This is a genomic window from Pseudomonas sp. CAM1A (genome assembly GCF_047501685.1).
GTDB lineage: Bacteria > Pseudomonadota > Gammaproteobacteria > Pseudomonadales > Pseudomonadaceae > Aquipseudomonas.
The window spans coordinates 526,206-549,079 of the sequence record NZ_JBFNXP010000003.1 but is presented as its reverse complement, the minus strand read 5'-3'; the positions used below and the strand labels follow the sequence as shown (position 1 = coordinate 549,079).

General features: G+C 60.7%; 17 protein-coding genes, 1 tRNA gene and 1 pseudogene. 12 read left to right on the top strand and 7 right to left on the bottom strand.

Annotated features, from left to right (window positions below):
• Positions 1-71: 71 nt before the first annotated feature.
• The 3 genes from ABZO33_RS10945 to ABZO33_RS10935 are packed head-to-tail and all read left to right on the top strand — an operon-like array spanning position 72 to position 3,066.
• The gene (locus ABZO33_RS10945) at positions 72-530 is read left to right on the top strand and encodes a tripartite tricarboxylate transporter TctB family protein (RefSeq protein WP_414536040.1); all 459 of its coding nucleotides are present in this window, start codon (positions 72-74) and stop codon (positions 528-530) included.
• A gap of 3 nt (positions 531-533) precedes the next feature.
• On the top strand, positions 534-2,048 hold the full coding sequence (locus ABZO33_RS10940; RefSeq protein ID WP_414536039.1) for a tripartite tricarboxylate transporter permease: 1,515 nt from the start codon (positions 534-536) through the stop codon (positions 2,046-2,048).
• Positions 2,041-3,066 (top strand): AbrB family transcriptional regulator, encoded by a 1,026-nt coding sequence (locus ABZO33_RS10935; protein WP_414536038.1) that lies wholly within the window; start codon positions 2,041-2,043, stop codon positions 3,064-3,066. Before ABZO33_RS10940 ends, ABZO33_RS10935 begins: the two co-directional genes overlap by 8 nt.
• A 35-nt stretch (positions 3,067-3,101) precedes the next feature.
• On the opposite strand, the gene ung is transcribed toward ABZO33_RS10935, so the two are convergent.
• Positions 3,102-3,794, bottom strand: coding sequence for a uracil-DNA glycosylase (ung, locus tag ABZO33_RS10930; protein ID WP_414536037.1), 693 nt, complete (start codon positions 3,792-3,794; stop codon positions 3,102-3,104).
• Between the two features lie 128 nt (positions 3,795-3,922).
• Here ung and ABZO33_RS10925 point away from each other — a divergent pair, with 128 nt between their 5' ends.
• Entirely contained in the window at positions 3,923-5,029 is a 1,107-nt protein-coding gene (locus tag ABZO33_RS10925; RefSeq protein ID WP_414536036.1) for an enoyl-CoA hydratase/isomerase family protein, read from the top strand.
• A 27-nt stretch (positions 5,030-5,056) separates the two neighbouring features.
• Here ABZO33_RS10925 and ABZO33_RS10920 read toward each other — a convergent pair whose 3' ends face one another.
• Complete coding sequence (locus tag ABZO33_RS10920; RefSeq protein ID WP_414536035.1) at positions 5,057-5,494, bottom strand: hypothetical protein; 438 nt, start codon at positions 5,492-5,494, stop codon at positions 5,057-5,059.
• A 212-nt stretch (positions 5,495-5,706) separates the two neighbouring features.
• On the opposite strand from ABZO33_RS10920, the gene ABZO33_RS10915 reads away from it, so the two are divergent.
• From ABZO33_RS10915 to ABZO33_RS10885, 7 genes are all read left to right on the top strand, one after another.
• Positions 5,707-7,197: a diguanylate cyclase gene (locus ABZO33_RS10915; RefSeq protein ID WP_414536034.1), complete on the top strand. Its 1,491-nt coding sequence runs from the start codon at positions 5,707-5,709 to the stop codon at positions 7,195-7,197.
• Complete coding sequence (locus ABZO33_RS10910; RefSeq protein WP_414536033.1) at positions 7,190-7,411, top strand: cysteine-rich CWC family protein; 222 nt, start codon at positions 7,190-7,192, stop codon at positions 7,409-7,411. Before ABZO33_RS10915 ends, ABZO33_RS10910 begins: the two co-directional genes overlap by 8 nt.
• Before the next feature lie 32 nt (positions 7,412-7,443).
• A complete protein-coding gene (locus tag ABZO33_RS10905) occupies positions 7,444-8,136 on the top strand; it encodes a pseudouridine synthase (protein WP_414536032.1) in 693 nt (230 codons plus the stop codon).
• A 378-nt stretch (positions 8,137-8,514) separates the two neighbouring features.
• Positions 8,515-9,399 carry an alpha/beta fold hydrolase gene (locus ABZO33_RS10900; protein ID WP_414536031.1) on the top strand — a complete coding sequence of 295 codons (885 nt, stop codon included), beginning with the start codon at positions 8,515-8,517 and terminating at the stop codon, positions 9,397-9,399.
• Between the two features lie 115 nt (positions 9,400-9,514).
• Positions 9,515-9,588, top strand: a tRNA-Gly gene (locus tag ABZO33_RS10895).
• A 670-nt stretch (positions 9,589-10,258) separates the two neighbouring features.
• A complete protein-coding gene (locus ABZO33_RS10890; RefSeq protein WP_414536030.1) occupies positions 10,259-11,077 on the top strand; it encodes a hypothetical protein in 819 nt (272 codons plus the stop codon).
• A 108-nt stretch (positions 11,078-11,185) separates the two neighbouring features.
• The gene (locus tag ABZO33_RS10885; RefSeq protein WP_414536029.1) at positions 11,186-11,812 is read left to right on the top strand and encodes a hypothetical protein; all 627 of its coding nucleotides are present in this window, start codon (positions 11,186-11,188) and stop codon (positions 11,810-11,812) included.
• Between the two features lie 166 nt (positions 11,813-11,978).
• Here ABZO33_RS10885 and ABZO33_RS10880 read toward each other — a convergent pair whose 3' ends face one another.
• From ABZO33_RS10880 to ABZO33_RS10870, 3 genes and pseudogenes are all read right to left on the bottom strand, one after another.
• Positions 11,979-12,650: a hypothetical protein gene (locus ABZO33_RS10880; RefSeq protein ID WP_414536028.1), complete on the bottom strand. Its 672-nt coding sequence runs from the start codon at positions 12,648-12,650 to the stop codon at positions 11,979-11,981.
• Between the two features lie 917 nt (positions 12,651-13,567).
• A complete protein-coding gene (locus ABZO33_RS10875) occupies positions 13,568-15,772 on the bottom strand; it encodes an AAA family ATPase (protein WP_414536027.1) in 2,205 nt (734 codons plus the stop codon).
• A gap of 321 nt (positions 15,773-16,093) precedes the next feature.
• Positions 16,094-16,363, bottom strand: a pseudogene (locus tag ABZO33_RS10870) (cell filamentation protein Fic); the annotation flags it as partial.
• A 659-nt stretch (positions 16,364-17,022) separates the two neighbouring features.
• Here ABZO33_RS10870 and ABZO33_RS10865 point away from each other — a divergent pair.
• Positions 17,023-18,723, top strand: coding sequence for a SulP family inorganic anion transporter (locus ABZO33_RS10865; RefSeq protein WP_414536026.1), 1,701 nt, complete (start codon positions 17,023-17,025; stop codon positions 18,721-18,723).
• 135 nt (positions 18,724-18,858) lie between these two features.
• Here ABZO33_RS10865 and ABZO33_RS10860 read toward each other — a convergent pair whose 3' ends face one another.
• Both ABZO33_RS10860 and ABZO33_RS10855 read right to left on the bottom strand, forming a co-directional pair.
• The gene (locus tag ABZO33_RS10860; RefSeq protein WP_414536025.1) at positions 18,859-20,286 is read right to left on the bottom strand and encodes an alpha/beta hydrolase-fold protein; all 1,428 of its coding nucleotides are present in this window, start codon (positions 20,284-20,286) and stop codon (positions 18,859-18,861) included.
• Between the two features lie 172 nt (positions 20,287-20,458).
• Positions 20,459-22,822, bottom strand: a complete 2,364-nt coding sequence (locus ABZO33_RS10855; protein WP_414536024.1) for a TonB-dependent siderophore receptor — start codon at positions 22,820-22,822, stop codon at positions 20,459-20,461.
• Between the last annotated feature and the right edge of the window lie 52 nt (positions 22,823-22,874).

The window sequence follows — 22,874 nt, the reverse complement described above, 5'->3', positions numbered from 1 at the left end:
GCCCCGCGATAAGGCAATCGCGGGGCAAGCCCGCTCCCACGGGATCACGCATACCTCAAGAGGATTCCCCGATGATCCTGCAACGCCTCTTCGCCCTCGTCCTGCTGGCGCTGTGCGCCGTGCTGGCGGTGATGGCCTGGCCCTACCAGGCCGCCTTCTCCTACGAACCGGTGGGCCCACGCGCCTACCCGTTGCTGATGCTCGGCCTGATGGGCCTGGGCCTGTTGTACCTGGCCATCCGTCCCACGCCCATCGTGCGCAAGGACGATGAACCGGAGCTGGACCGCGAGACCCTGATCAAGATCGCCGCCTGCGTCGGCCTGCTGATCGTCTTCGCCGCCACCTTCGAGGCGCTGGGCTTCATCCTCAGCGCCATCCTGGTCGGCCTGCCCATGGCCCGCCTGTACGGTGGCCGCTGGCTGCACAGCGCCATCGTGGTGGTGGGCATGAGCCTCTTCCTCTACTGGCTGTTCGACCGGGTGATGGACGTCCCCCTGCCCCTCGGCCTGCTCGACGTACTGGAGAACTGACACATGGATACCTTGAGCTACCTGGGCCAGGGCTTCGGCGTCGCCCTGAGCCCGTACAACCTGGTCACCGCCCTGACCGGCACCCTGATCGGCACCGTGGTCGGCCTGCTGCCGGGCCTGGGCCCGATCAACGGCGTGGCCCTGCTGATCCCCATCGCCTTCGCCCTCGGCCTGCCGCCGGAGTCGGCGCTGATCCTGCTGGCGGCCGTGTACCTGGGCTGCGAGTACGGCGGGCGGATCAGCTCGATCCTGCTGAACATTCCCGGTGAAGCCTCCACCGTGATGACCACCCTCGACGGTTACCCCATGGCCCGCCAGGGCCTGGCTGGCGTGGCCCTGTCGCTGTCGGCCTGGAGCTCGTTCATCGGTGCCTTCATCGCCACCTGCGGCATGGTGCTGTTCGCCCCGCTGCTGGCGAAATGGGCAATCGCCTTCGGCCCGGCGGAATACTTCGTGCTGATGGTGTTCGCCATCGTCGCCCTCGGCGGCATGGCCGGCGACAAACCGCTGAAGACGTTCATTGCCGCGCTGATCGGCCTGTTCCTCTCGGCGGTGGGCATCGACGCCAACAGCGGCGTGTACCGCTTCACCGGTGACAGCGTGCACCTGGCCGACGGCATCCAGTTCGTGGTGCTGGTGCTGGGGCTGTTCTCGATCAGCGAGATCCTCCTGCTGCTGGAGAAGACCCACCATGGCCATGTAGCGGTCAAGGCCACCGGGCGCATGCTGTTCAACTTCAAGGAAGCGGCATCGGTATTCTTCGTCAACATTCGTTGCGGCCTGCTCGGCTTCTTCATGGGCGTATTGCCGGGCGCCGGCGCGACCCTGGCCAGTGCCGTGGCCTACATGACCGAGAAACGCATCGCCGGCGACAAAGGCAAGTTCGGCAAGGGTGACGCTCGTGGTCTGGCGGCCCCGGAAACCGCCATCGGTGCCTCCTGCTGCGGCGCCCTGGTACCGATGCTGACCCTCGGCGTGCCGGGCTCCGGCACCACCGCGGTGATGATCGGCGCACTGACGCTGTACAACATCACCCCGGGTCCGCTGCTGTTCGAACAACAACCGGACATCGTCTGGGGCCTGATCGCCTCGTTGTTCATCGCCAACATCATGCTGGTGATCCTGAACATCCCGATGATCCGCATCTTCACCCGCATCCTCGCCGTGCCGAACTGGGCACTGGTACCGGTGATCGCGATCATCACCGCGATCGGCGTGTACGCGGTGCATGCCACCACCTTCGACCTGTTCCTGATGGTCGGCATCGGCATCATGGGCTACATCCTGCGCAAGCTGGACTTCCCGCTGTCGCCGATCCTGCTGGGCTTCATCCTCGGCGGGCTGATGGAGCAGAACCTGCGCCGTGCGCTGTCGATCTCCAACGGCGAACTGGGCATCCTCTGGTCGAGCCCGATCAGCATGGGCGTGTGGGTGCTGGTGGCCTGCATGCTGAGCCTGCCGCTGCTGCGCATCTGGCGCAAACGTGCCCTGCAGCGCCGGGCCGTGGCCGATGCCTGAGCGGTCGTTGCCACTGTTCTGGGCCACCGGGCTGGTCGGCCTTGCTGGCGGTTTTGCCGCCAGCAAGGTCGGCTGGCCCTTGCCGTGGATGGTCGGCTCGTTGCTGGCGATCATCCTGGTGCGCTGCCTGACACCCTGGCAGCTCAGTGAAATCCCCAATGGCCGCAAATGCGGGCAATGGATCATCGGCATCGGTATCGGCCTGCACTTCACCCCCGCGGTGATCGAACAGGTGGCCAGCCACTTCGCGCTGATCTTCTTCGGCGCGCTGTTTACCACGCTGTCCAGCGTGATCAGTGTCTGGCTGCTGCGGCGCACCGGTGAAGACCGGGCGACGGCGTTCTTCGCCAGCATGCCCGGCGGCTCGGGCGAGATGGTCAACCTCGGCGCGCGCAATGGCGCGGTGCTCAGCCAGGTGGCCGCGGCGCAGAGCCTGCGGGTGCTGGCGGTGGTGCTGTGCGTGCCAGCGCTGTTCAAGCTGCTGCTGGGCGATGGCGTACCGCTGAACCATGCGGGCAGCGTGAGCTGGGGTTGGCTGGCGTTGATCGCGCCGTTGGGCGTGCTGGTTGCGCTGCTCTGGCAACGCCTGCGCCAGCCCAATCCTTGGCTGTTCGGGCCTTTGCTGGTGGCTGCCAGCGTGAGCCTGGCGGGCAACCTGCAGATCGGCCTGCCCAACGGCGCCAGCCAGATCGGCCAGTGGTTGATCGGCAGCGGCCTGGCCTGTCACTTCAACCGCGCGTTCTTCCGCCGGGCACCGTCGTTCCTTGGCCGGACCCTGCTGGCCACCGCGCTGTGCATGCTGATCGCCGCGGGCGCCGCCTGGGCGCTGAGCCTGCTGACGCACCTGGACCTGCGCTCGCTGACGCTGGGCATGATGCCCGGAGGGATCGCCGAGATGAGCCTGACGGCCGAGACCCTGCAACTGTCGGTGCCGCTGGTGACGGCGTTGCAGGTGATGCGCTTGCTGTTCGTGCTGTTCCTGGCCGAGCCATTGTTCCGGCAGTGGGCCAGGCACTGAGCAAGAAGGGCCGCTTCGCGGCCCTCTTGTTCAGGTCACAACGGCGGCAACGCCCAATCGATCGGCGCCATGCCGCGCTGCTCGAGGAAGCTGTTGGTGCGGCTGAAATGCCCGCAACCAAAGAACCCACGATAGGCCGACAACGGCGATGGGTGCACCGACTTGAGCACCAGGTGCTTGCTGGCATCGATCAGCTTCTGCTTGCTCTGCGCATGCGCGCCCCACAGCAGGAACACCACGTTCGGGCACTGCTCGCTGACCACCTGGATGATCCGGTCGGTGAAGAGTTCCCAGCCCTTCTTCGCATGCGAAGCCGCATTGGCCCGCTCCACGGTCATGGTGGTGTTGAGCAGCAACACGCCCTGCTCCGCCCAGCTCTGCAGGTAGCCGTGGCTGGGGATCGGCAGGTTGAGGTCGCGCTGCAGCTCCTTGTAGATATTGACCAGCGACGGCGGCGTGGCGATGCCCGGTTGTACCGAGAAACACAGGCCATGGGCCTGGCCCGGGCCGTGGTACGGGTCCTGGCCGAGGATGACCACCTTGACCTGCCCCAGCGGCGTGGAGTTCAGGGCGTTGAAGATCAGCGGCCCGGGCGGATAGATTTCCTTGCCGGCGGCGTATTCGCCGCGCAGGAACTCGCGTAGCTGATGCATATAGGGCTGGTCGAACTCGGCACGCAGCGCGGCTTTCCAGCTGGGCTCGAGTTTGATGCGATCGTCGTCGGTCATGGGGGCATCCAAAAGCAAAGTGCCGCGACACTAGGAAAGCCGGGCCGGCTTGTCAATCGATCCGACCGACGACCGGCAGCTTCGGCGCGGCAGGCCATACTGAGGGGATGTTTTGCGCGAGGTAGCCCATGTCCATTCAATGCGAGGTACTGACCGGCGCCGACGGCGCCCGTATCGGCATCGCCACCCTTGACGCGCCCAAGGCGCTCAACGCCCTGACGTTGCCCATGATCGAAGTGCTCGACGAACGGCTGCGCGCCTGGGCCAGCGACCCCGGGATCGTCTGCGTGCTGCTGCGCGGCAACGGGGCGAAGGCCTTCTGCGCTGGCGGCGATGTGCGGGCGCTGGTCCAGGCGTGCCGTGAACACCCCGGTAGCGTACCGCCGCTGGCCGCCACCTTCTTCGCCAGCGAGTACCGCCTCGACCATCACCTGCATACCTATCCCAAGCCTCTGCTGTGCTGGGGCCATGGCCACGTGCTGGGCGGCGGCATGGGCCTGCTGCAAGGCGCCGCAGTGCGCATCGTCACCCCCAGCAGTCGCCTGGCCATGCCCGAGATCAGCATCGGCCTGTATCCCGACGTCGGCGCCAGCTGGTTCCTGGCCCGTTTGCCCGGCAAGCTTGGCCTGTTCCTGGGGCTGACCGGCGCGCCCCTCAATGCCCGCGACGCGCTGGACCTGGGCCTGGCCGACCGCTTCCTGGGCGAGCACCAGCAGGAGGCGCTGATCGAAGAGCTGCTGCAGTTGAACTGGCAGGAGCAGACCGCCCTGCAGCTCAACAGCCTGCTCAAGGCCGAACAGCACCGTGCCTGCGTAGAGCTGCCCGAAGGGCAATGGCTGGCACGTCGAGCCGTGATCGACGAAGTGCTCGACGTGGCCGACCCCGTCGCGGCCTGGCGGGCATTGGCCGGCCTGGCCCGGCATGCCGATCCGTTGCTGGCGGCGGCGGGTCAGCGCCTGCATGAGGGCTGCCCGCTGACGGCGCACCTGGTCTGGGAACAGATCCGCCGGGCACGGCACCTTTCGCTGGCCCAGGTGTTCCAGATGGAGTACACGATGAGCCTGAACTGCTGCCGTCACCCGGAGTTCAGCGAAGGGGTGCGCGCCCGCCTGCTGGACAAGGACAACACTCCGCACTGGCACTGGCCGGATGTGGCGCAGGTGCCAGCGGCGGTGGTGGAGGCGCATTTCAGCAAGGTCTGGGAGGGGCGGCACCCGCTGGCGGAACTGGGATGACACATCGCGGTGCCGGTCCGCACTTGATCAACGCGACCAGCCCCGGTCGCCACCTCGCCCGCCGTCTGGTCGACGATCGCGATTGCCCTGCCCGTTCGAGTGCCAGCGATCACCTCGGCGATCGTCATTGCGATAGTCGTGGCGGTCGCGATCGCGCCCATAGTCGTAGCGCTGGCGGTTGCCATAGTCGTAGCGCGGGTTGCCTTGCCAGCGCGGCTGCACGCCGGGCGCTGGATACGGCCGGTACTGCGGCACCGGCGCTGGGTGGTAGTAACGCGGCGCGGGCTGGTAGTAGTAGCGTGGCTGCGGCGCCACATAGTAGCGATCCTGACGGTAGTAGCCAGGGTAAACGTAGCGATCGCTGGTGTAGTAGTCACGGCGGTAGTAGCCGTTGTCCGCGTAGTAAGGGGCGCAGGCGGATGTCAGCAGCCCGAGCAGGACGATGAGCAGAATTCGTGGGTACATGGCGGCCTCCTGGACCGCAGGGGTGCCCGGCACAGCGGCGCTGGCGGGCGTCGACGGCAATGCGTTGATCGACACTGGATAAGACAGTCGCGCCAGGGTTCGGTGCCATTTCCGCAACAAATTGAAACAGGTCGTATAACCCTGAAAAACATGCAGTCATTTTTCGGTCATCTCACTAGAATGTGGCCACCGGCACACTTCACGAGAAGATCATGCCTTCGCCCTCCGCCCTGTTCTCGCAACGCTCGCTGATCCTTGCCCTGCTGCTGTTGCTGGCCTGCGGTTTCCTGGCCACTTCGCTGCTGAGCTATTACGCCTCGCGCGGCGCGATCCGCGACGCCATCGTCAACACCGAACTGCCGCTGACCTCCGACACGGTCTACTCGGAAATCCAGAAAGACCTGATCCGCCCGGTGCTGATCTCATCGATGATGGCCCAGGACACCTTCCTGCGGGATTGGGTACTGGCCGGCGAGCAGGACACCACGCGCGTCACCCGCTACCTCGGCGAAGTGATGGGCAGCCAGGTCACCTGCACCAGCTTTTTCGTGTCCGACCGCAGCCTCACCTACTACCAGGCCAAGGGCGTGCTCAAGCAGGTAAGCCCCGATGCCTGGCGCGACGCCTGGTACTTCCGCCTGCGCCAGTCGAACAAACCCTACGAGATCAATGTCGACCTGGACATGGCCAACCAGGACAAGCTCACCGTTTTCATCAACCACCGCGTGCTCGACTACCAGCAACGCTTCATCGGCGCCGCCGGGGTGGGCCTGAGCGTGGAGTCGGTGGTGCGCCTGATCGACGACTATCAACGCAGGTACCAGCGTTCGGTGCTGTTCACCGATGCCCAGGGCAAGGTCCTGCTGACCGGCTCCGACGGTGGCCCCCACGGCTTGCGCGCCGGCCAGCAACTGGCCGACAGCAATCAGTGGCAGGCTTTGCTGGCGCGCATGCCGACACCCGCCACCGGCAGCCATGAGTACACCGACAACGACGGCCACAGCCACTTCCTCAACGTGCGCCTGCTGCCGGAGCTGGGCTGGTACCTGCTGGTGGACAAACGCGAGACCGGCGCCCTGGAGCGCATCCGCCAGTCGCTGTACCTGAACCTGGCGATCTGCGCGATGATCACCCTGGTCGTGCTGTCGCTGCTCAACGCCATGGTCAAGCGCCACCAGGACAACGCCGAGGCGCTGGCCACCCTCGACAGCCTCACCGGCCTGCCCAACCGCCGCAGCTTCGACCTGCTAGCCGGCCAGGCGCTGGTCGAGGCCCAGCGCGACAGCGCGCCGCTGGTCGCCCTGCTCATCGACCTCGATCATTTCAAGGCCCTCAACGACACCCACGGCCACCTGGCCGGCGACGAAGTGCTGCGCCAGTTCGCCAATGTGCTGCAGGGCAGCCTGCGCCAGTCCGATATACTTTGCCGCTGGGGCGGCGAGGAGTTCATCGTGCTGCTGCGTGAAGCCGAAGGCCGCCAGGCCATCGAAGTGGCGGAGAAGATCCGTCGACGCACCGAGCAGCTGACCTTCAGCTATGCCGACCAGCCACTGCGCCTGACCGCGAGCATCGGCCTGTCCGCCCTGCAGCGCGGCGACAGCCTGCACAATCTGCTGACCCGCGCCGACCACGCCCTCTATCGTGCCAAACAAGGTGGACGCAACCGCGTCTGCAGCGAGATGCCCGGAACCGACCATGCCTGACCCCCAACGCTGCCCCGCCTGCGGCGCCCTCAACCAATGCGGCCTGGCCGATCCGCGCAACGCCACGCAAGGCTGCTGGTGCTTCGAGGTGGTCATCGACCCGGCAGTCATCGAAGCCCTGCCCGCCGAACTGCGCGACAAGGCCTGCCTGTGCCCACGCTGCGCAAAGGTGGACGCGCAGCTCAAGGCAGCGCAGGCGCGCACTATCCGTTAGACTGCGCGCCGATTTCCCGCAAACGACCCACCATGCGCCTCGATCGATTCCTCGGCAACCTGCCCTGCTACAACCGCCAGCAAGTGCGCCTGCTGCTGGCGCAAGGGCGTGTGCGCGTGGACGGCATGGCGACCGCCGACCCGCTGCTGGAGGTGCGTGAATTCAGCCGCGTCGAAGTGGACGAACAGGTACACCAGGCCGGGCGCCCGGCACGCTACCTGATGCTGCACAAGCCCAGCGGTTGCGTCAGCGCCACCCAGGACCCGCAGCACCGCACCGTGCTTGACCTGCTGCCTGCAGCGCTGCGCGATGACCTGCACATCGCCGGGCGCCTGGACTACAACACCACCGGGCTGATGATCCTGACCAACGATGGCCAGTGGTCGCGACGCCTGACCCAGCCACGGACCAAGCAGCCCAAGACTTATCTGGTGCACACCGAGGACGAGATGGGTGAGCACTACATCGACAAGTTCCGTGAAGGGTTCTACTTCGCCTTCGAAGACCTCACCACCCTGCCCGCGCAGCTGGATATTCTCGGCCCACGCAGCGCACGCCTGAGCATCGTCGAGGGCCGCTATCACCAGGTGAAGCGGATGTTCGGACACTTCCAGAACAAGGTGGTGGCGCTGCATCGGGAAAGCATGGGGTCGATCACACTGGACCCGATCTTGCTTCCTGGAGCGTTCAGGGCGCTGACCGACGAGGAAATCGCCTCGGTCTGAGCCGATCACCATTCGGCGGTTTCCCACGAAAGATTGTCCCAACGGCACTTGCGCGATCCTGGCCGCGCTGCTTGACTGCTAACTCGTCGGTCTGCATGTGACCAATCAGTCACAACCGTAGTCCAAGACGCCCTTTACCGGCCACCCGGGGTCTCGATGCCCTGGGGCACGGTAATCGCCCGCCACAACAATACCGTCGACACCAGCGTCAAGGATCGACACAAGGGCCCACCGGTTTTCAGTTCCAGGCGAATGCCTACCTGTCATAAAGCACGTGCACCCTGATGGCCATTCCGGTCGGTTCGGCGCCAGCCCGCCAAGCGACCATGCAGGCCACGAGGTGACGCGAATACCCTTTTTGCGCCAGGAGTCGATGACATGAGGCCAGAAATCGCTGTACTTGATATCCAAGGGCAGTACCGGGTTTACACGGAGTTCCATCGCGCGCAGGGCGCCGAGAAGACGATCATCCTGATCAATGGCTCGTTGGCCACCACGGCGTCCTTTGCCCAGACAGTGCGCAACCTGCACCCGCAGTTCAACGTGGTGCTGTACGACCAGCCGTACGCCGGCAAGTCGAAACCGCACAACCGCCATGAACGGTTGCTGACCAAGGAGACCGAGGCGCACATCCTGCTCGAGTTGATCGAGCACTTCCGTGCCGACCATGTCCTGTCATTCTCCTGGGGCGGCGCCTGCACCCTGCTGGCGCTGGCGCACCAGCCGCAGCTGGTGAAAAAGGCCATCGTCAGCTCGTTCTCGCCGCTGATCAACGAACCGATGCGCGACTACCTGGACCGCGGTTGCCAGTACCTGGCCGCCTGCGACCGCTACCAGGTCGGCAACCTGGTCAACGACACCATCGGCAAGTACCTGCCGTCGTTGTTCAAGCGCTTCAACTACCGCCACGTCAGCAGCCTGGACAGCCATGAGTACGCGCAGATGCATTTCCACATCAACCAGGTGCTTGACCATGACCTGGAGCGGGCACTGAAGGCCGCGCGCAACATCGACATTCCGGTGCTGTTCATCAACGGCGACCGCGACGAGTACACCACCGTCGAGGATGCCCGCCAGTTCAGCCGCCATGTAGGGCGCAGCCAGTTCAGCGTGATCCGCGGGGCCGGCCACTTCCTAGACATGGAACACAAAAGCGCCTGCGAGGATACCCGCGATGCCATGCTCGGTTTCCTCAAGCCGGCCTTGCGTGAATCCCGCCAACGCTACGCACAGGAACCGGGGCAGCATGCACTGGCGATCTGAACGCATCGGCGTCCTGTAGCCCTCGCCACCCGCAGGCTACGGGCCGCCGACAGGATTTTTGCAACCTTGGGGCTTCTCATTCGAGGAGGGTTCTGGTAAAAAGTCGTCCTTCGAAGCGGGTATAGTTTATTGGTAAAACTATAGCTTCCCAAGCTATTGAGGAGGGTTCGATTCCCTCTACCCGCTCCACATTCCCTGACCTAGAGCACCTCCAGGCTTTCTGCCTAGTGCTTTAAGCGCCTCGAAACTCCCTCTCCTTCCCTAGAAATTCTAGAACGGCCTCACTCACAAACGTGATGACTTGCACACCCATGCCCATTGGGTACCGTACAACACTGCATGCCGATGCCTGAGCCTCCGAAAAAGCTCAACCTGCAGGTAGCGATCAGCCCAGCCTCCTCCCCTACGAAAAGTCGATTTTCAAGACAATTGGATCGTGTTGAATCGAAAAGGGCCGGCCAGAAATTGCTTCAGGCCAGCTACTGGATCGGCAGCGGAATTCCTCTAAAAGGCTGCGCTCGCGATGACTGAACACTACAGCAGGCTTGAGACTCTCACAGGCTTTTATGAAGGCTCCGCGATCTAGCATTGCAATGGCTGAACCGACAGTAGAAATGGACGCACACTCAACGATCTGGGTTGATATCGCGGCCAACGCCGTCGTAAGCACCTCAAGGTGAGCTTCGATTCGCAAGTAACTCATCACTTCCATTTGAGGCAGGCCCTGTGAGGCAACCGAACCGGATGCAGCATAGATCAGCGGTAATTTTCGATGCCAATAGCTTACCTTAAACGCTAGGCATCTCTGGCTACAGCTTGACCAGCTTCAGGGGGAGAACACACACTTGTGGTTCCCCTTTTGGCTGTGCTGAAAAACATGCTTCGAATGGTTGGCAGTTTTCTAGATATCACATCGGCGCTTAACGATTTTAAGCAGTCCTATCATCAGGACTTCGCCAACGTTCAGCCGGTAGCACGTCGATATCTCAATGCACCATCGGGCAGCGCAAATGCAGTCCTACTCGCCCAGGCGCTATCCACAGCGCTGCGCAACTGGGGGGCATGCAAACGCAGAAGCCCAATTCTCCGTCCTGTCTCACAAATCGAAAGCGCTCTAAAGGAAAAGCGGCTTCATGACCCCCTACTCAAACTGCGCCAGCAAAGCCTTTCGGCATTCAACCTCGATCAGCAGGAGAATCGCCTCCTGGAAAACAATGCTCCGTTCAACGAGGCAGGCGCTTTCGACAAAGAAATTCTGGCTATCTTGAATACGCTGGCGGATGTGCTGTTTTTCAACAACACCAGCGTCACTTATCCTATGAAAGCCCTGCTTCTCATCACCGGACTGATGCCGGCGCTGGATAGCCAGGTAAGGGGTGGACTAACCCGAGCAGGGAAAGCCGGGTTCACCGGACAGCAGATACTTCCTAGGAACGCACAGCAAACCGCAGGCCGAAGGATCTGCGAGCTCCCTTTTTACTTAGGCCACTGCTGGAGCTCTAACCGGGAAGTATTCATGAAGGGGATCTTGGGCAGTAATCACCAAGGTCTGCAAGACACACCTGGCAGGGTTTTCGACATCCTGCTGTTCATGCAAAACCGACCTAACCGGAAGCGGATCTTGGCCTTCGATGTCGGGCCGGGAATGGCGGTAGCAGCCACCTTCACTCCATCGTGATATCACTCTTTTTAGTAGCCCAACCCAAAGAACCATTTACTGGTTGCCGGCAGTCAACACGGATTAGTAAAGTCCTAATCCATGGACTGCCTAACGTGAGATCATGATATGGATGACGAATCGCTACCGAAGCTTGACCCGCAGCTTGAGGCCATCCAGTGGCCGGCAGACTTCTCCGGCCAGCAGCTGTTTATCCAGGGTGAGGATTGGCAGTACAACGCGATGCTGAACTGGTCTCACTTTCGTGCCGACCTCTATGCTTTTGCATACAAAGATGCCGCTGACGGTCTCGTGGAGGCGATGGCGAATAGTCAGGTGCCCTTGGATAGCGGCATTTATCCTTTGCTTTTTCTGTACCGCCACTCCTTGGAGCTGCAGTTTAAGCTGATGTTAAATAGTGCTCGCGCTCTGACAGGGAAAGAGCCCAAGAACTATGACAAGCATCCGTTGATGCCTCTGTGGTCGGAGTTGCGCCATCTGCTCAAGGACTTGGGTCTAGAGCGCTCTGACGCCAACGCTATCGCTGTTCACGAGTTCATTCGCCAGTTGGACAACATTGACCCAGACTCGATGGCATTTCGGTATGCGACGACCAACAGTGGCAAAGACCATCTTCCAGACGTTACGCGCATTAACATCCGGCACTTGCGCGAGGTGCTCAACAGCGTCTTCGTTTGGCTAAACGGCACATACAGCTGGATTGGGGAGATGGAGCAAGGTCGACCTGGTTACTGACCAGGCGGGCGGGTACCGCCTAGGTTTGATCGGCTCGTGCAACAGTTGTAGGCAACCGAACCCGGCTAACTCTCGAATTCAGGCCTCACGCAATCGTTAGACCCTCCTCTTGCTAGACAATGCTCAGCCTAAGGCCTTCAAGAGCTAACCTGAAAATAAAGGACTCTTAATGTTGCACGACGGTGACTTTAGACATACCCAGCTCTGTAAGCCTGGAATCCATCTTGCGAAGAATGATCACGTAATTGATCTCGTAATTCTCCATCAGTGCGCGAACACTGTTTTCAATTTCAGACTGACGGTGAATGGTGTTAGCAACATGATCAGTTTCACTTTCACCTTCCATCCTGTCAAACTTAATCGTGGAAAATCGAATGTAGCAACTAAGCTGTACTGCAATTTTATGCATGTCTCCACTGTCCTTATCTCCAGGCGCAGAGCAGGGGTTAGGAGAGTCCAGATTATTCACTGGACTGATATCAATCTCGTCCAAATGCATCAGCATATCTGCCGTATCCTTACCGAAATAGCGAATAACCTTGAACTGATTTTCAATCAGGTGCTGCCGCCACCCCTGATAAAATTTTTCATAATTTTCTTCCGGCCCGCTCATAAACTCCTTGGAGCTTTTTCCTTCAGCTTCTTCTCGCAGTTTCCCGAGTTCACGATAGCCATCAGCCAACAGCTTACTGGTTTCTTGAGCAGTTGCTTGCGCCCCATCCAAGAATTTAGCTTGCTGAGCAACACCAATCTGTTGATTTTGCAAATGCAATGCTCCAAACAGCGTCAGCGCTGAGGCAATAACCGCGGCACAAATCGTTCCAACTGTATCAGACATCCGCATCCTCACATTAACCATATCGGCTTATTTGACCTAGATAAATCGAGCCAGAAGTAAAAGCTGAAGCCTGAGGAAGATGTCCTCAACCCTGCTAGGCAGGCATTAATACCGAAAAACCAAACTCAGTCAATCGACAAACAACTAAGCTTAGTAGCAATTGGCCGCGCATCTTTCACACTAGCTAAAATATACACTTGAAAAACCCTGTATTTACAGACCTCTCAGAATGCCGTGTGCAGCTCTACGACTTCAGTCTAATGGACATTGAATCGATGGTTATCACGGCCTTATGAGGGGGAGGGATGAGAGCAGGACGATTAGTAGAAAGGCTGCTAGTGATTGATGCATTGACCCATGAGAGTCATTCAGGGCAGTGAATCGGCATCAGTTGGCTGAGGTTGGCTGCTCGTGTGGGCTTGAAGAGAGGCTTGCTAGTTACCCAGAGCTATCATGAGGTAAAGGGTTACCTGAGGGACTTGGGTATCGAGATTGTTGATCAAACTCGCTGGATGAAGTGCGAGAGGAATCTAGGCCCCCTACAGGCCAATGGGTGATGCCGGCTGTAGAAGGGGGAGAAAAATAGTGCAGCTACCACCAAACTCATCCATTACCGCCGAGGCAGGGAACGACGGTGCTTACGCACCTGCTCCCAACGACCAAAGCGGAAACGTTCGTATTGCCGTACAGGTACGACTTTCTCATGATTTCTCATGGTAGAACCCTCCATATCTTCTCAGCATTGCTTGCTGATAGCCTTTGCGCCCCTTGCGCAAAGCTCATGCGGTTTGGAGGGTCAGGCAGGATGGAAAGGAGTCGTTGGTGGTAGCTGCAGGGCTATCCTAGCAGCCGCCTATTGGGATTGGAAGCGATGGGTGGCACATTGCCGTCACCCAGTCATTGATCGGCAGGCAGCCTTAAGCGTGAAGACCTTCTTGCTCTACCGGTGCCTCGTTCATCATCACGGTGTAGTGCTCGGGATATCCAGATTTGGCGAAAACGCCTTTGAATTTTTCAATCATTTGGTCGGCATCCCAGCCACCGAAATCAGTGACATTGATCGCGTCGCCATGCGACTGTCGATTGATGTACCGGTACAATGGCTTGAACTCTAAGTCATCCTTTTCCAGGGCAGCAAGGGCATCCAACAGGTCATCATTCTTATGAATAAAACCAAAGTAATGCTCTAGAATATTACGCATCATATTGGGCAGGACGGCAGCATGGACTTTGGAGCCACGAGCGTCTCTGAGGACTTGCCAATAGGTTTCGTAATCGTTTTTGATCTCTTCATGACCCAGTTCGGTAATCGCGCTATGAGCGCCCTTCGACACCCTGAAGCACGCATATTTCTTGGTTATGCTCTTAGGTGCATTTCTCAGTAATTCGTGGAAGAAAAACAGATTGTGCGTGAGCACTAAGACTTGCTTGAACCCTGCAGAGGCACACAGCACGCGATGATAGATATGAGTCGCAACCTCATAGACATAATTATGTGAGAGACTGGAAATAGGGTCATCAATAATAATTACCCGATCACTGAGCACCACAGGTTTGTCAGCCTCGACACTGCCGCTGCAAAGCTCCAGGAAATACAAGAACGTGATCAGGGTTTTTTCACCCTCGCTCAGAGACTTGTATACATCATTGGAATTTTTCTCACGAACTAGGCGATAGCTAGTTCCTTCCCCATCAGTTTTCTTGAGCGTAAATCCACTAATGCCGATACTCGCAATGGCGGAGTTGATTTTCTTAACCGACTCTTCCACATTAGTCATCTGATTCTGGCATTCAGCAATTGACTCCAGATCGCTGTCTTTTTGATCAGTTAACTCTTTTTGCTTCGCACCCAGTTCTGCAACAGCTTTCAAATATGATTTGTCGGCGTTTTTTTGAGTAGTGACAATCTGATCAGCCTGCTTGCGCATCAGTTGCCAGACTTCCGAGGTAACCTCAGCAAACAACTGATCTTTCTTACTTAACCTGATATTGTAGTCATCATCCTTGGCTTTCTGGGCCTTGATTGAAGCGTTTAACCGATTGACTGCCTCGTTTGTCGACTCCAATGCAACAGACTTAGAAACAGACGAAAGCTTATCAGCCAGCCTTGCACGGTTAACGGTCAGCAACCGCTTGAGCTCACCCTTAGCTTTTACGAAGTCGGCATCTGACTGGATAGCTGATGTGAGATAAGCGGGCGACTCCAGGTCAAGCTCCAATGCTTCAGCCGCCTTAGAATACCGGCTATGGAGCTGGGCAACCTTCGACACTTCCTCGTCATAGCTTTTGTCGAACAGTGACCTAACATGGCTCTGAAAGTCAGTAGGAAGATCCTGTTGGCATAGTGGACATGCATCGTCGGAGTGTTCCAAATAAGGCAATGCATTCTTGACCCAATCAGAGTTACCCAGCTTTTGGATCAGGCCAGCCAAATAAGAGTCGCCTGAAGGCGTAATAACTTTCGCGAGAATCTTATCGCTTTCAAATTCTTCAGCACTGAAACTGATGTAGGGCAGCGCCGGCAATGGCTGCTCATCGGATGAACTTAGTGATTTTGCCGCTTCCGAGAGTTCCTTTTGTGAACGTATCGTGCCTGTGGGCAGTGGTAGTTTCTCAAGCTGATCCTTGAAAAATTCTTTCTGTCTAGGCCCTTTAATGCAAGCACTTAGATCGGCCTTCTCGAAATCTAACCTTATATTCCAAAGCGCCTCCTTATAGTTCGAAGCGGCTTTAGTGTGACCCTCATCTATTAGCGCGCGTTTTTTGGTGATTCGCTCGATGTCACTGACAGCTGCGTCATAGCTTGCTTGCAGTTCAGTAATTTTTTCTTTCGCTTCGATATTGCCTTCGTTTAACGTGAAAATCCCAGGATGACTCTCTTGGTGAAAGTTTTTCTCAACGAAACGTTGATTGTAAACAAAAATTTGTTCTTGCTTGATTGGCGGATCAATCTGACACTTCTGATAACGGTTGCCCGTTATATCCTGCAAATAGTTCCCAACCGTTGATTTACCAGAACCATTCAGGCCATAAATAAGGTTAATGCGTTTCAACGGGCCTAGATCGGTAAACTTATCTTCGGGATAGCTGGTGACGCCTTTTATGGAAATTTTGTTAATCATCTAGCAGTCCATTGGCAGGTGAGTGTCAATTCGCCATCAGACTATAATCAGCGTGCCGGCCATTTCATAGCCCTTCCCTACGGGCGGTAGTTTGGGCGGGTGCGGTAGGTTGCCGGAGGGCTCTGGTGAGGGGGCTATCGCGCCGGGGAGAACAGGTCTTTGCTCTACAGGTGAGTGATGGTGGATTTGGTGAGTGATGGCCGCAGGGGCATTCCCCGCACGACGTTCCAGTAACGTCGTCGCTGTCAAAAGGAGCCTCGGCTCCTTTTTTCGTTTCTGCGCTTGAAATTCAAAGCACGCTGAAAATACCAAGGTCACTGCTCATTGCCCTTCTCGGTCTTCAAACGCCGACCGAACGGCCTCCACGATCCGCGCTGCGAGGCGCTCGGCGTCGAGCTGCGGATATTGCTTCTTGAGCTTGCCTGAAACATTCCAGCCATTCTCCTTGACCGCGCGAATGATGCGGCTTGCATCCTGGTCTGGCATCTCCACCACGTCTTTTAAACGCTCTTGGGCGAGCTGGAAGATGACAAGGATCCTGGCTTCTTCCGCCATCTGCGTTCGAATCGTGTGTTCGACGACGCGCGCGGTATCAAAAGGGGAACGCCGGCACCAAGCTTCGACTGGCTCGGGTCCTACGACGGCAAACAGCCGGGCGAAGAACTCAAGGTGAATCTCCTCGTATTTGAGCCCGAATTCGAAGTGGCCTGCAAAATCGTCGTCGGGCCGATAGTTGGGCGGAAACCTTTTTTCTACTTGACTACCGGTATCGCGGCTTGCTCGCACGGTGCCGATGGCCGAATCGACGCGCAGGGGTTGTACCGGATTAACTCCATACCGAATGGCTAACGCCTAGTAACCGACCTGCATGGAAAGTAACTCTACCGGAAGCCCAAAAACGCTAATATTTTTTGACTATCACCGCAAAACAATACCGCCAGCCGTCAGATGCAAAAAATACCGATCCAGATGGTTTACTCAAAAACGATAATGAAAGCGCTCCTCGCGAATTTCTTAGCCGCTCATCTCCCCTGCCCGAAATTTGTCCTATAACCGTTCGATTCACTCTCCCGCTCCAACTCGTATTCCGTCACGTCGTCTCTGTCAAAAGGCGCGTCGACTGCTTTTTCGTTTCCAGCGTACCTTTGTTGATCTGGCCCATAGCCACCGCCGCGCCAATTGGCTTGAATACCCAGCCGTTCGCGGCGCCTGACCGCTACGCTTTCTGAAACATCTCCAAAGGACTGCGCATGTTTCTCTCCCGCTGGCTACCGGGCCTGGCCAACCTGTTGCACTACCGCCGCGAGTGGTTCCACGCTGACCTGCAGGCCGGCCTGTCGGTGGCCGCGATCCAGATCCCCATCGCCATCGCCTATGCGCAGATCGTCGGCCTGCCGCCACAGTACGGCCTGTACGCCTGCGTGCTGCCGATGATGGTCTATGCCCTGGTCGGCAGCTCACGGCAATTGATGGTCGGCCCGGATGCCGCCACCTGCGCCATGATCGGCGGCGCCGTGGCACCGCTGGCCATGGGCGACCCGCAACGCATCGCCGAGCTGTCGGTGATCGTCACCGTGCTGGTGGGCGTCATGCTCATCGCCGCCGGGGTGGCGCGGGCCGGCTTTATCGCCAGCTTCTTCTCGCGGCCGATCCTCATCGGCTACCTCAACGGCATCGGCCTGAGCCTGCTCGCCGGGCAGTTGTCGAAGGTGGTGGGCTTCAAGATCGAAGGTGACGGTTTCATCCTCAGCCTGATCAACTTCTTCCAGCGCCTGGGCGAGATCCACTGGCTGACGCTGGCCATTGGCCTGGCCGGCCTGGGCTTGCTGATCTGGCTGCCACGGCGCTATCCGCGGCTGCCGGCGGCGCTGGTGACCGTGGTGGTATTCACCGCCCTGGCCGGATTGTTCGGCCTGGATCGTTTCGGCGTGGCGATCCTCGGCCCGGTACCGGCGGGCATTCCCGAGTTGGCCTGGCCGCAGAGCTCCCTGGCGGAAACCAAGAGCCTACTGCGCGACGCCTTGGGTATCGCCACCATCAGTTTTTGCAGCGCCATGCTCACCGCCCGCAGCTTCGCCGCCCGCCACGGCTACGCGATCAACGCCAATCATGAGTTCCTCGCGCTGGGCGTGAGCAACCTGGCCGCCGGTATCTCCCAGGGCTTCGCCATCAGCGGCGCCGACTCGCGCACGGCGGTCAACGACATGGTCGGCGGCAAGAGTCAGCTGGTGGGCATTATCGCCGCTCTGGTGATCGCCTTGATCCTGCTGTTCTTCACCGCGCCCATGGCCTGGATTCCCCAGGCCGCGCTAGGCGCGGTGCTGCTGATGGCCGGCTGGGGGCTGATCGACGTGAAGTCGCTCAAGACCATCCGCAAACTCAGCCGCTTCGAGTTCTGGCTGTGCCTGCTGACCACGGTCGGCGTGCTCGGCCTGGGCGTATTGCCGGGCATCGTGTTTGCCGTGACCCTGGCCATCCTGCGCCTGCTCTACAGCATCTACCAGCCCACCGACGCTGTGCTTGGCTGGGTGCCGGGCATCGAGGGTCAGGTGGACGTGCGCCAGCACAAGGACGCCCGTACCGTGCCGGGCCTGCTGGTGTACCGCTTCGACGACGCGATCCTGTTCTTCAATGCCGACTACTTCAAGATGCGCCTGCTCGAAGCCGTGCAGAACGTGGAGAAAACCCAGGTGGTGCTGTTCGATGCAGAAGCGGTGACCAGCATCGACGTCAGCGGCATCGCCGCCCTGCGCGAGGTGCGCGACACCCTCGCCGCCCAGGGTATCCATTTCGCCATCGCCCGCGCCCGCGGCACCTTCCTACGCATGCTGGTGCGCTCCGGGATGGCGCGGGAGATGGAGGAGAAACTGCTGTTCGGCTCGGTACGGGCGGGGATTCGGGCGTATCGGGTATGGCGCAACAGGGCTCGGCGGGAGGGGGAGGCGGATTGAGGGAGAGGGGTGGCTTGCGATCCCATTTGAGCGGGCGGGTGCCAGCCGATGGTCTTGCAGCGCTCTCAAGATCGAGCGCCGCACGGGCGGCGCTCGATCTCCTAGGCGCAAACGATCTATCGGCGAACACATGCGTTACGGCACACAAGCCCGCGCAACAGCCTGTGTCCCCTGCCCAAGCAAGCTGATCAACCCACAGGGCAGGCTCCCGCGCCACTGCAGATAGTCATGCCCAGCCGGAAACTCCACCTGTTCCACCCGGTACCCCTTGGCCAGCAACACATCGCGCAGATGGCGATTGGTGTCGAGGATTTTCGGCCCTTCGAACAGACCCGACTGCAAGTAGAACCGCAACGGCTGGCGCGGCGCCTTGACGTACTCGCGGGTCAACCAGCCAGATTCGTCACCGGCCATCGGCCACCAGTAGGAACCGGACATGCTCAGCACATTACCGAACAACTCCGGGTGCATGAGGCCCAGGTAGGCCGACGCCAGGCCGCCGTAGCTGGAGCCTGCCACCACGGTGCGCGAAGCCGGCGCCGTTAACCCCTGGCGACTGGCCCAGGGCATCAGCTCTTCGGCCATGAACCGTGCAAACAGCGGATTGGGCGGTAACTCCCGCTCGCGGCTCTCGCTGCTGGGGTTGGCAATAATCAACGCCGCAGTGGGCGGGATCAGGCCGTCGGCAATCAGGTTGTCGAGTATCGTCGGTGTCGGCACCTGACGGGTGTAGGCATGGGCATCGAACAGCACCAGCAAGGCCTGGTCGGCCTTGCCCGGGCGCCAGCCCGCCGGGCGGTAGAGGTGGACGTCGCGCTCGTTACCCAGCACCTGGCTGGCCAGGCGCTTGCGCTCCAGGCTGCCACGGGCCACCCCGGCACGCTCGGCCACCCACGGCTGGGGCGGCGCATCCGCAAGTTCCAGCCGTGAGCGCGACAACCAGGCGTCGCCGCTGCCGTCGGCGAAGGTATTCGGGTTCAACGGATCGCGCCGGGTACTGGCCAGGATCACCCGGCGGTCGTCGGACACCGGCACATCCGGTGCCATCTGATAACTCAGGCGGGTCGTCGCAGGGACCTCGAAACTGTGAAACCAGACATCGCTCGCGCCCAGCCGGGCCAGCGGTTCGTGATTACCTGTGGGGGCGCCGAACATCCTCACGTTGTCCCGTGCCCCGCGCCAGAGGAAGGTGACCAGGCGCTTGCCGGGTTGCCCAGCAATGGCCTCGACCAATGGCGTTCCCTCACTGGCACGGGCCTGCCAGAAGGCCTCGCTGGCGCCACCCGTTGCCAGGTGCTGCTGCAGGGCGCGCAGGGTCGGGCTGAGCAGCGCTGCCGGCGTATGACGTTGCTCGCCGACAGGCAGGACCTGCTCCAGGCTCAGGCTGAAACGCGCCGCCGGGCGGATCGCCAGGGGTTCGGCGCGCACCGCGTAACGCCCGTCCTGCGCCGCGACGAACAGGAATTCGCGGGGCTGGTCCAGGCCGTCGATCAGCAGGCGCAACGGACGCCCGTCGGTGTCCAGCAGGCGCAGGCTGACGTCACCGTCGAGCCGACCACGCACCAGGTCCCCGACCTTGAGGGCCAACTGCCAGACTGGCGGATGCGCAGCATCAACCTGGCCGGCTACCGGTTTTCCAACCTCAAGATCGGCGTGCGCGGCAAGGGCCACATTCGAGCAGAGTGCAGCCAGCAGCCATGCACCCCTCAAGCGTCTGAATCGATGCATGCCCACCTCAGAAGTCGACACTGGCGGAAAGCTTGAGCGTGCGCGGTTCGCTGACAGTCGCATAACCATCGTTGAACACACCGGCCCAGTAGGCGCGGTTCTCGACGTTCTCCAGGCTGGCGCGCAGGGTCACCTCCTTGCTCAGCACCTTGGTCGCATAGCGTGCGCCCAGGTCGTAGCGGGTCCACTGCGGGATCTTCAGCTGGTTGGCGGAATCGAGGTACTGGGAACTGCTGTGGATGCCCAGGGCGGTCAGGGTCAGGCCCTCGATCCCCGGCAGGTCCCACTCGGCGCCGAGGTTGGCCGACCATGCCGGCACGCCGCGGGCGGTGTTGCCGTCCATGGCGCCATTGGCGGTCTTGCTCAGCACCGCGCGGGTGTAGGTCACGCCACCGAGCAGGCGCACGCTGGGAACGACTTCGCCGAACATCGTCCACTCCACGCCACGGTTGCGCTGCTCGCCGTCGTCGTTGTAGCGATTGCTGGGTTTGTCGTAGATCATGCTGGGCTTGTCGATCTGGAACACCGCCAGTGTGTGGGTGAAGTCGCCCAGGTCCCACTTCACCCCGGCCTCCATCTGCTTGGCGACATAGGGCGCGAACTGCTCGCCGTAGTTGGCGGCCTTCTGGTCGGTAACCATGCCACCCTGGGTCAGGCCCTCGATGTAGTTGGCATACAGCGATACCGGCGCCTCCCAGGGCTTGAGCACGATACCCACGGCAGGGGTCAGCTTGCGCTCGTCGTACGAAGGGTTGCTCATCTTCTGCCGCACGCGCTGGGAACGCACCCCGAGAGTGAGCAGCACACGCTCGTCCATGAAGCCCAGGGTATCGGCCACGGCAAAGCTCGACAGGGTGTTGTCGCCGGTCTTGCTGCTGCTGCCGTGGTCACCCGCGATGATCGCCTTGCCCGGGTGGTAGATGTTGGTGGGGTACTTGGCGCCGGTGACCGTCGGCGCACGGCCGATGTCCTGGTGCAGCAAGGTGGTGCTGAGCACCAGTTGGTGGCTGACCGGACCGGTCATGAAGTTGCCGCGCACGCCGGCCTCGGTGGAAAGACTGTGGGTGTAGCCGGCCTGATTGTAGGTTTCCCCCGTGGCCGTGCCGTCGGCCTTGTTCACCACCACCCGGGTGCCGTTGAGGAAGCCGTCGTAGCGGGTGCGGGCACCACCGACGCTGGCGTAGGCGGTCCAGCTGTCATCGAGCTGGTACTCGCCACGCACCACCACGGCCTTGCTGATCTGCCGGGCGTGGATATCTTCGAGGATGTTGGTATCCGGTTTGGGTGCGCGGGTCACGTGGTTCAGGCCGCTGAAGCCGGCCATCATCGGGCTGCCGTTCTCCAGTTTCTCGTGGCTTTCGTAGGCATCCAGTTCGAGCTTGAAGTCGTCCCCTCGGTAATCCAGTGCCAACGCCGCCAAGGTGCGGTCCTTGGACTGCTCGTCGACGCCAGTGTCGCCGCTGCCGTAGACCCCATTGAAGCGAATGCCGAAGCGCCCCTCGGCAAAGCGCCGGCCGACATCGATATGCTCGGCGACATAGCCATCGGACACGTAGCTGCTGGTCAGCCGGGTCAGCGGCGTGTCGCCGGCGCGCTTGGGCACCAGGTTGACCACCCCACCCACGCCACCGTTGGGCGCCATGCCATTGAGCAGCGCGCCCGGCCCCTTGAGTACCTCGACGCGCTCGAGGAATTCGGTCGGCACATGGCCATCGGGCGCCAGGCCGTAGAGGCCACCCAGCGCCAGCTCGGTGGAGTCCAGCGCATAACCGCGGATCATGAAGTTCTCGTAGGCATGCCCTTCGCCGGTGCTGAAGCGGATCGACGGGTCGTTGCGCAGCACTGCGCCGACCGTGCCGCTTTGCTGATTCTCGATGGTCTTGGCGGTGTAGGCGGTGACGCTGAAGGGGGTGTCCATCAGGTCGCGATTGCCCAGCATGCCAATGCGCGCGCCGCGGGCCACCTGGCCGCCACTGTAGCTTTCCGGCAGGTCACTGTTGAAGCCCGAGGCGTTGACCGTGGTCGCCCCCAAGGTCAGGGCACCTTGGTCGGTCGGGCCGCGCAGGATGATCACGCCGTTTTCCTCCACCGCCACCAGGTCGCTGCCGGCCAGCAGCTGGCGCAGTGCCTGCAGCACGGTGTAGCGCCCCTGCAAGGCAGGCGTGCTGCGCCCGGCCAATACACGGCTGTCGGCGGCGATCGCCACTCCCGAGGCATGGGCCAGGGCATGCACCGTGGCCTCCAGCGACTGGCCCGGCAAGTCGAGGTTCAGCGGCTGGCTATCGGCCAGGGCCAGGCCGCTGCCACCCAGGGCGCAGGCCAATGCCAGGCGCCGCAGGGTGCCAGGGAAGCGGGAGGTGAAAAGCGACATGATCAGTCCTTGCAGGAGGTGGGTTCACAGCTGATGACGCGGCAGCGGCGGT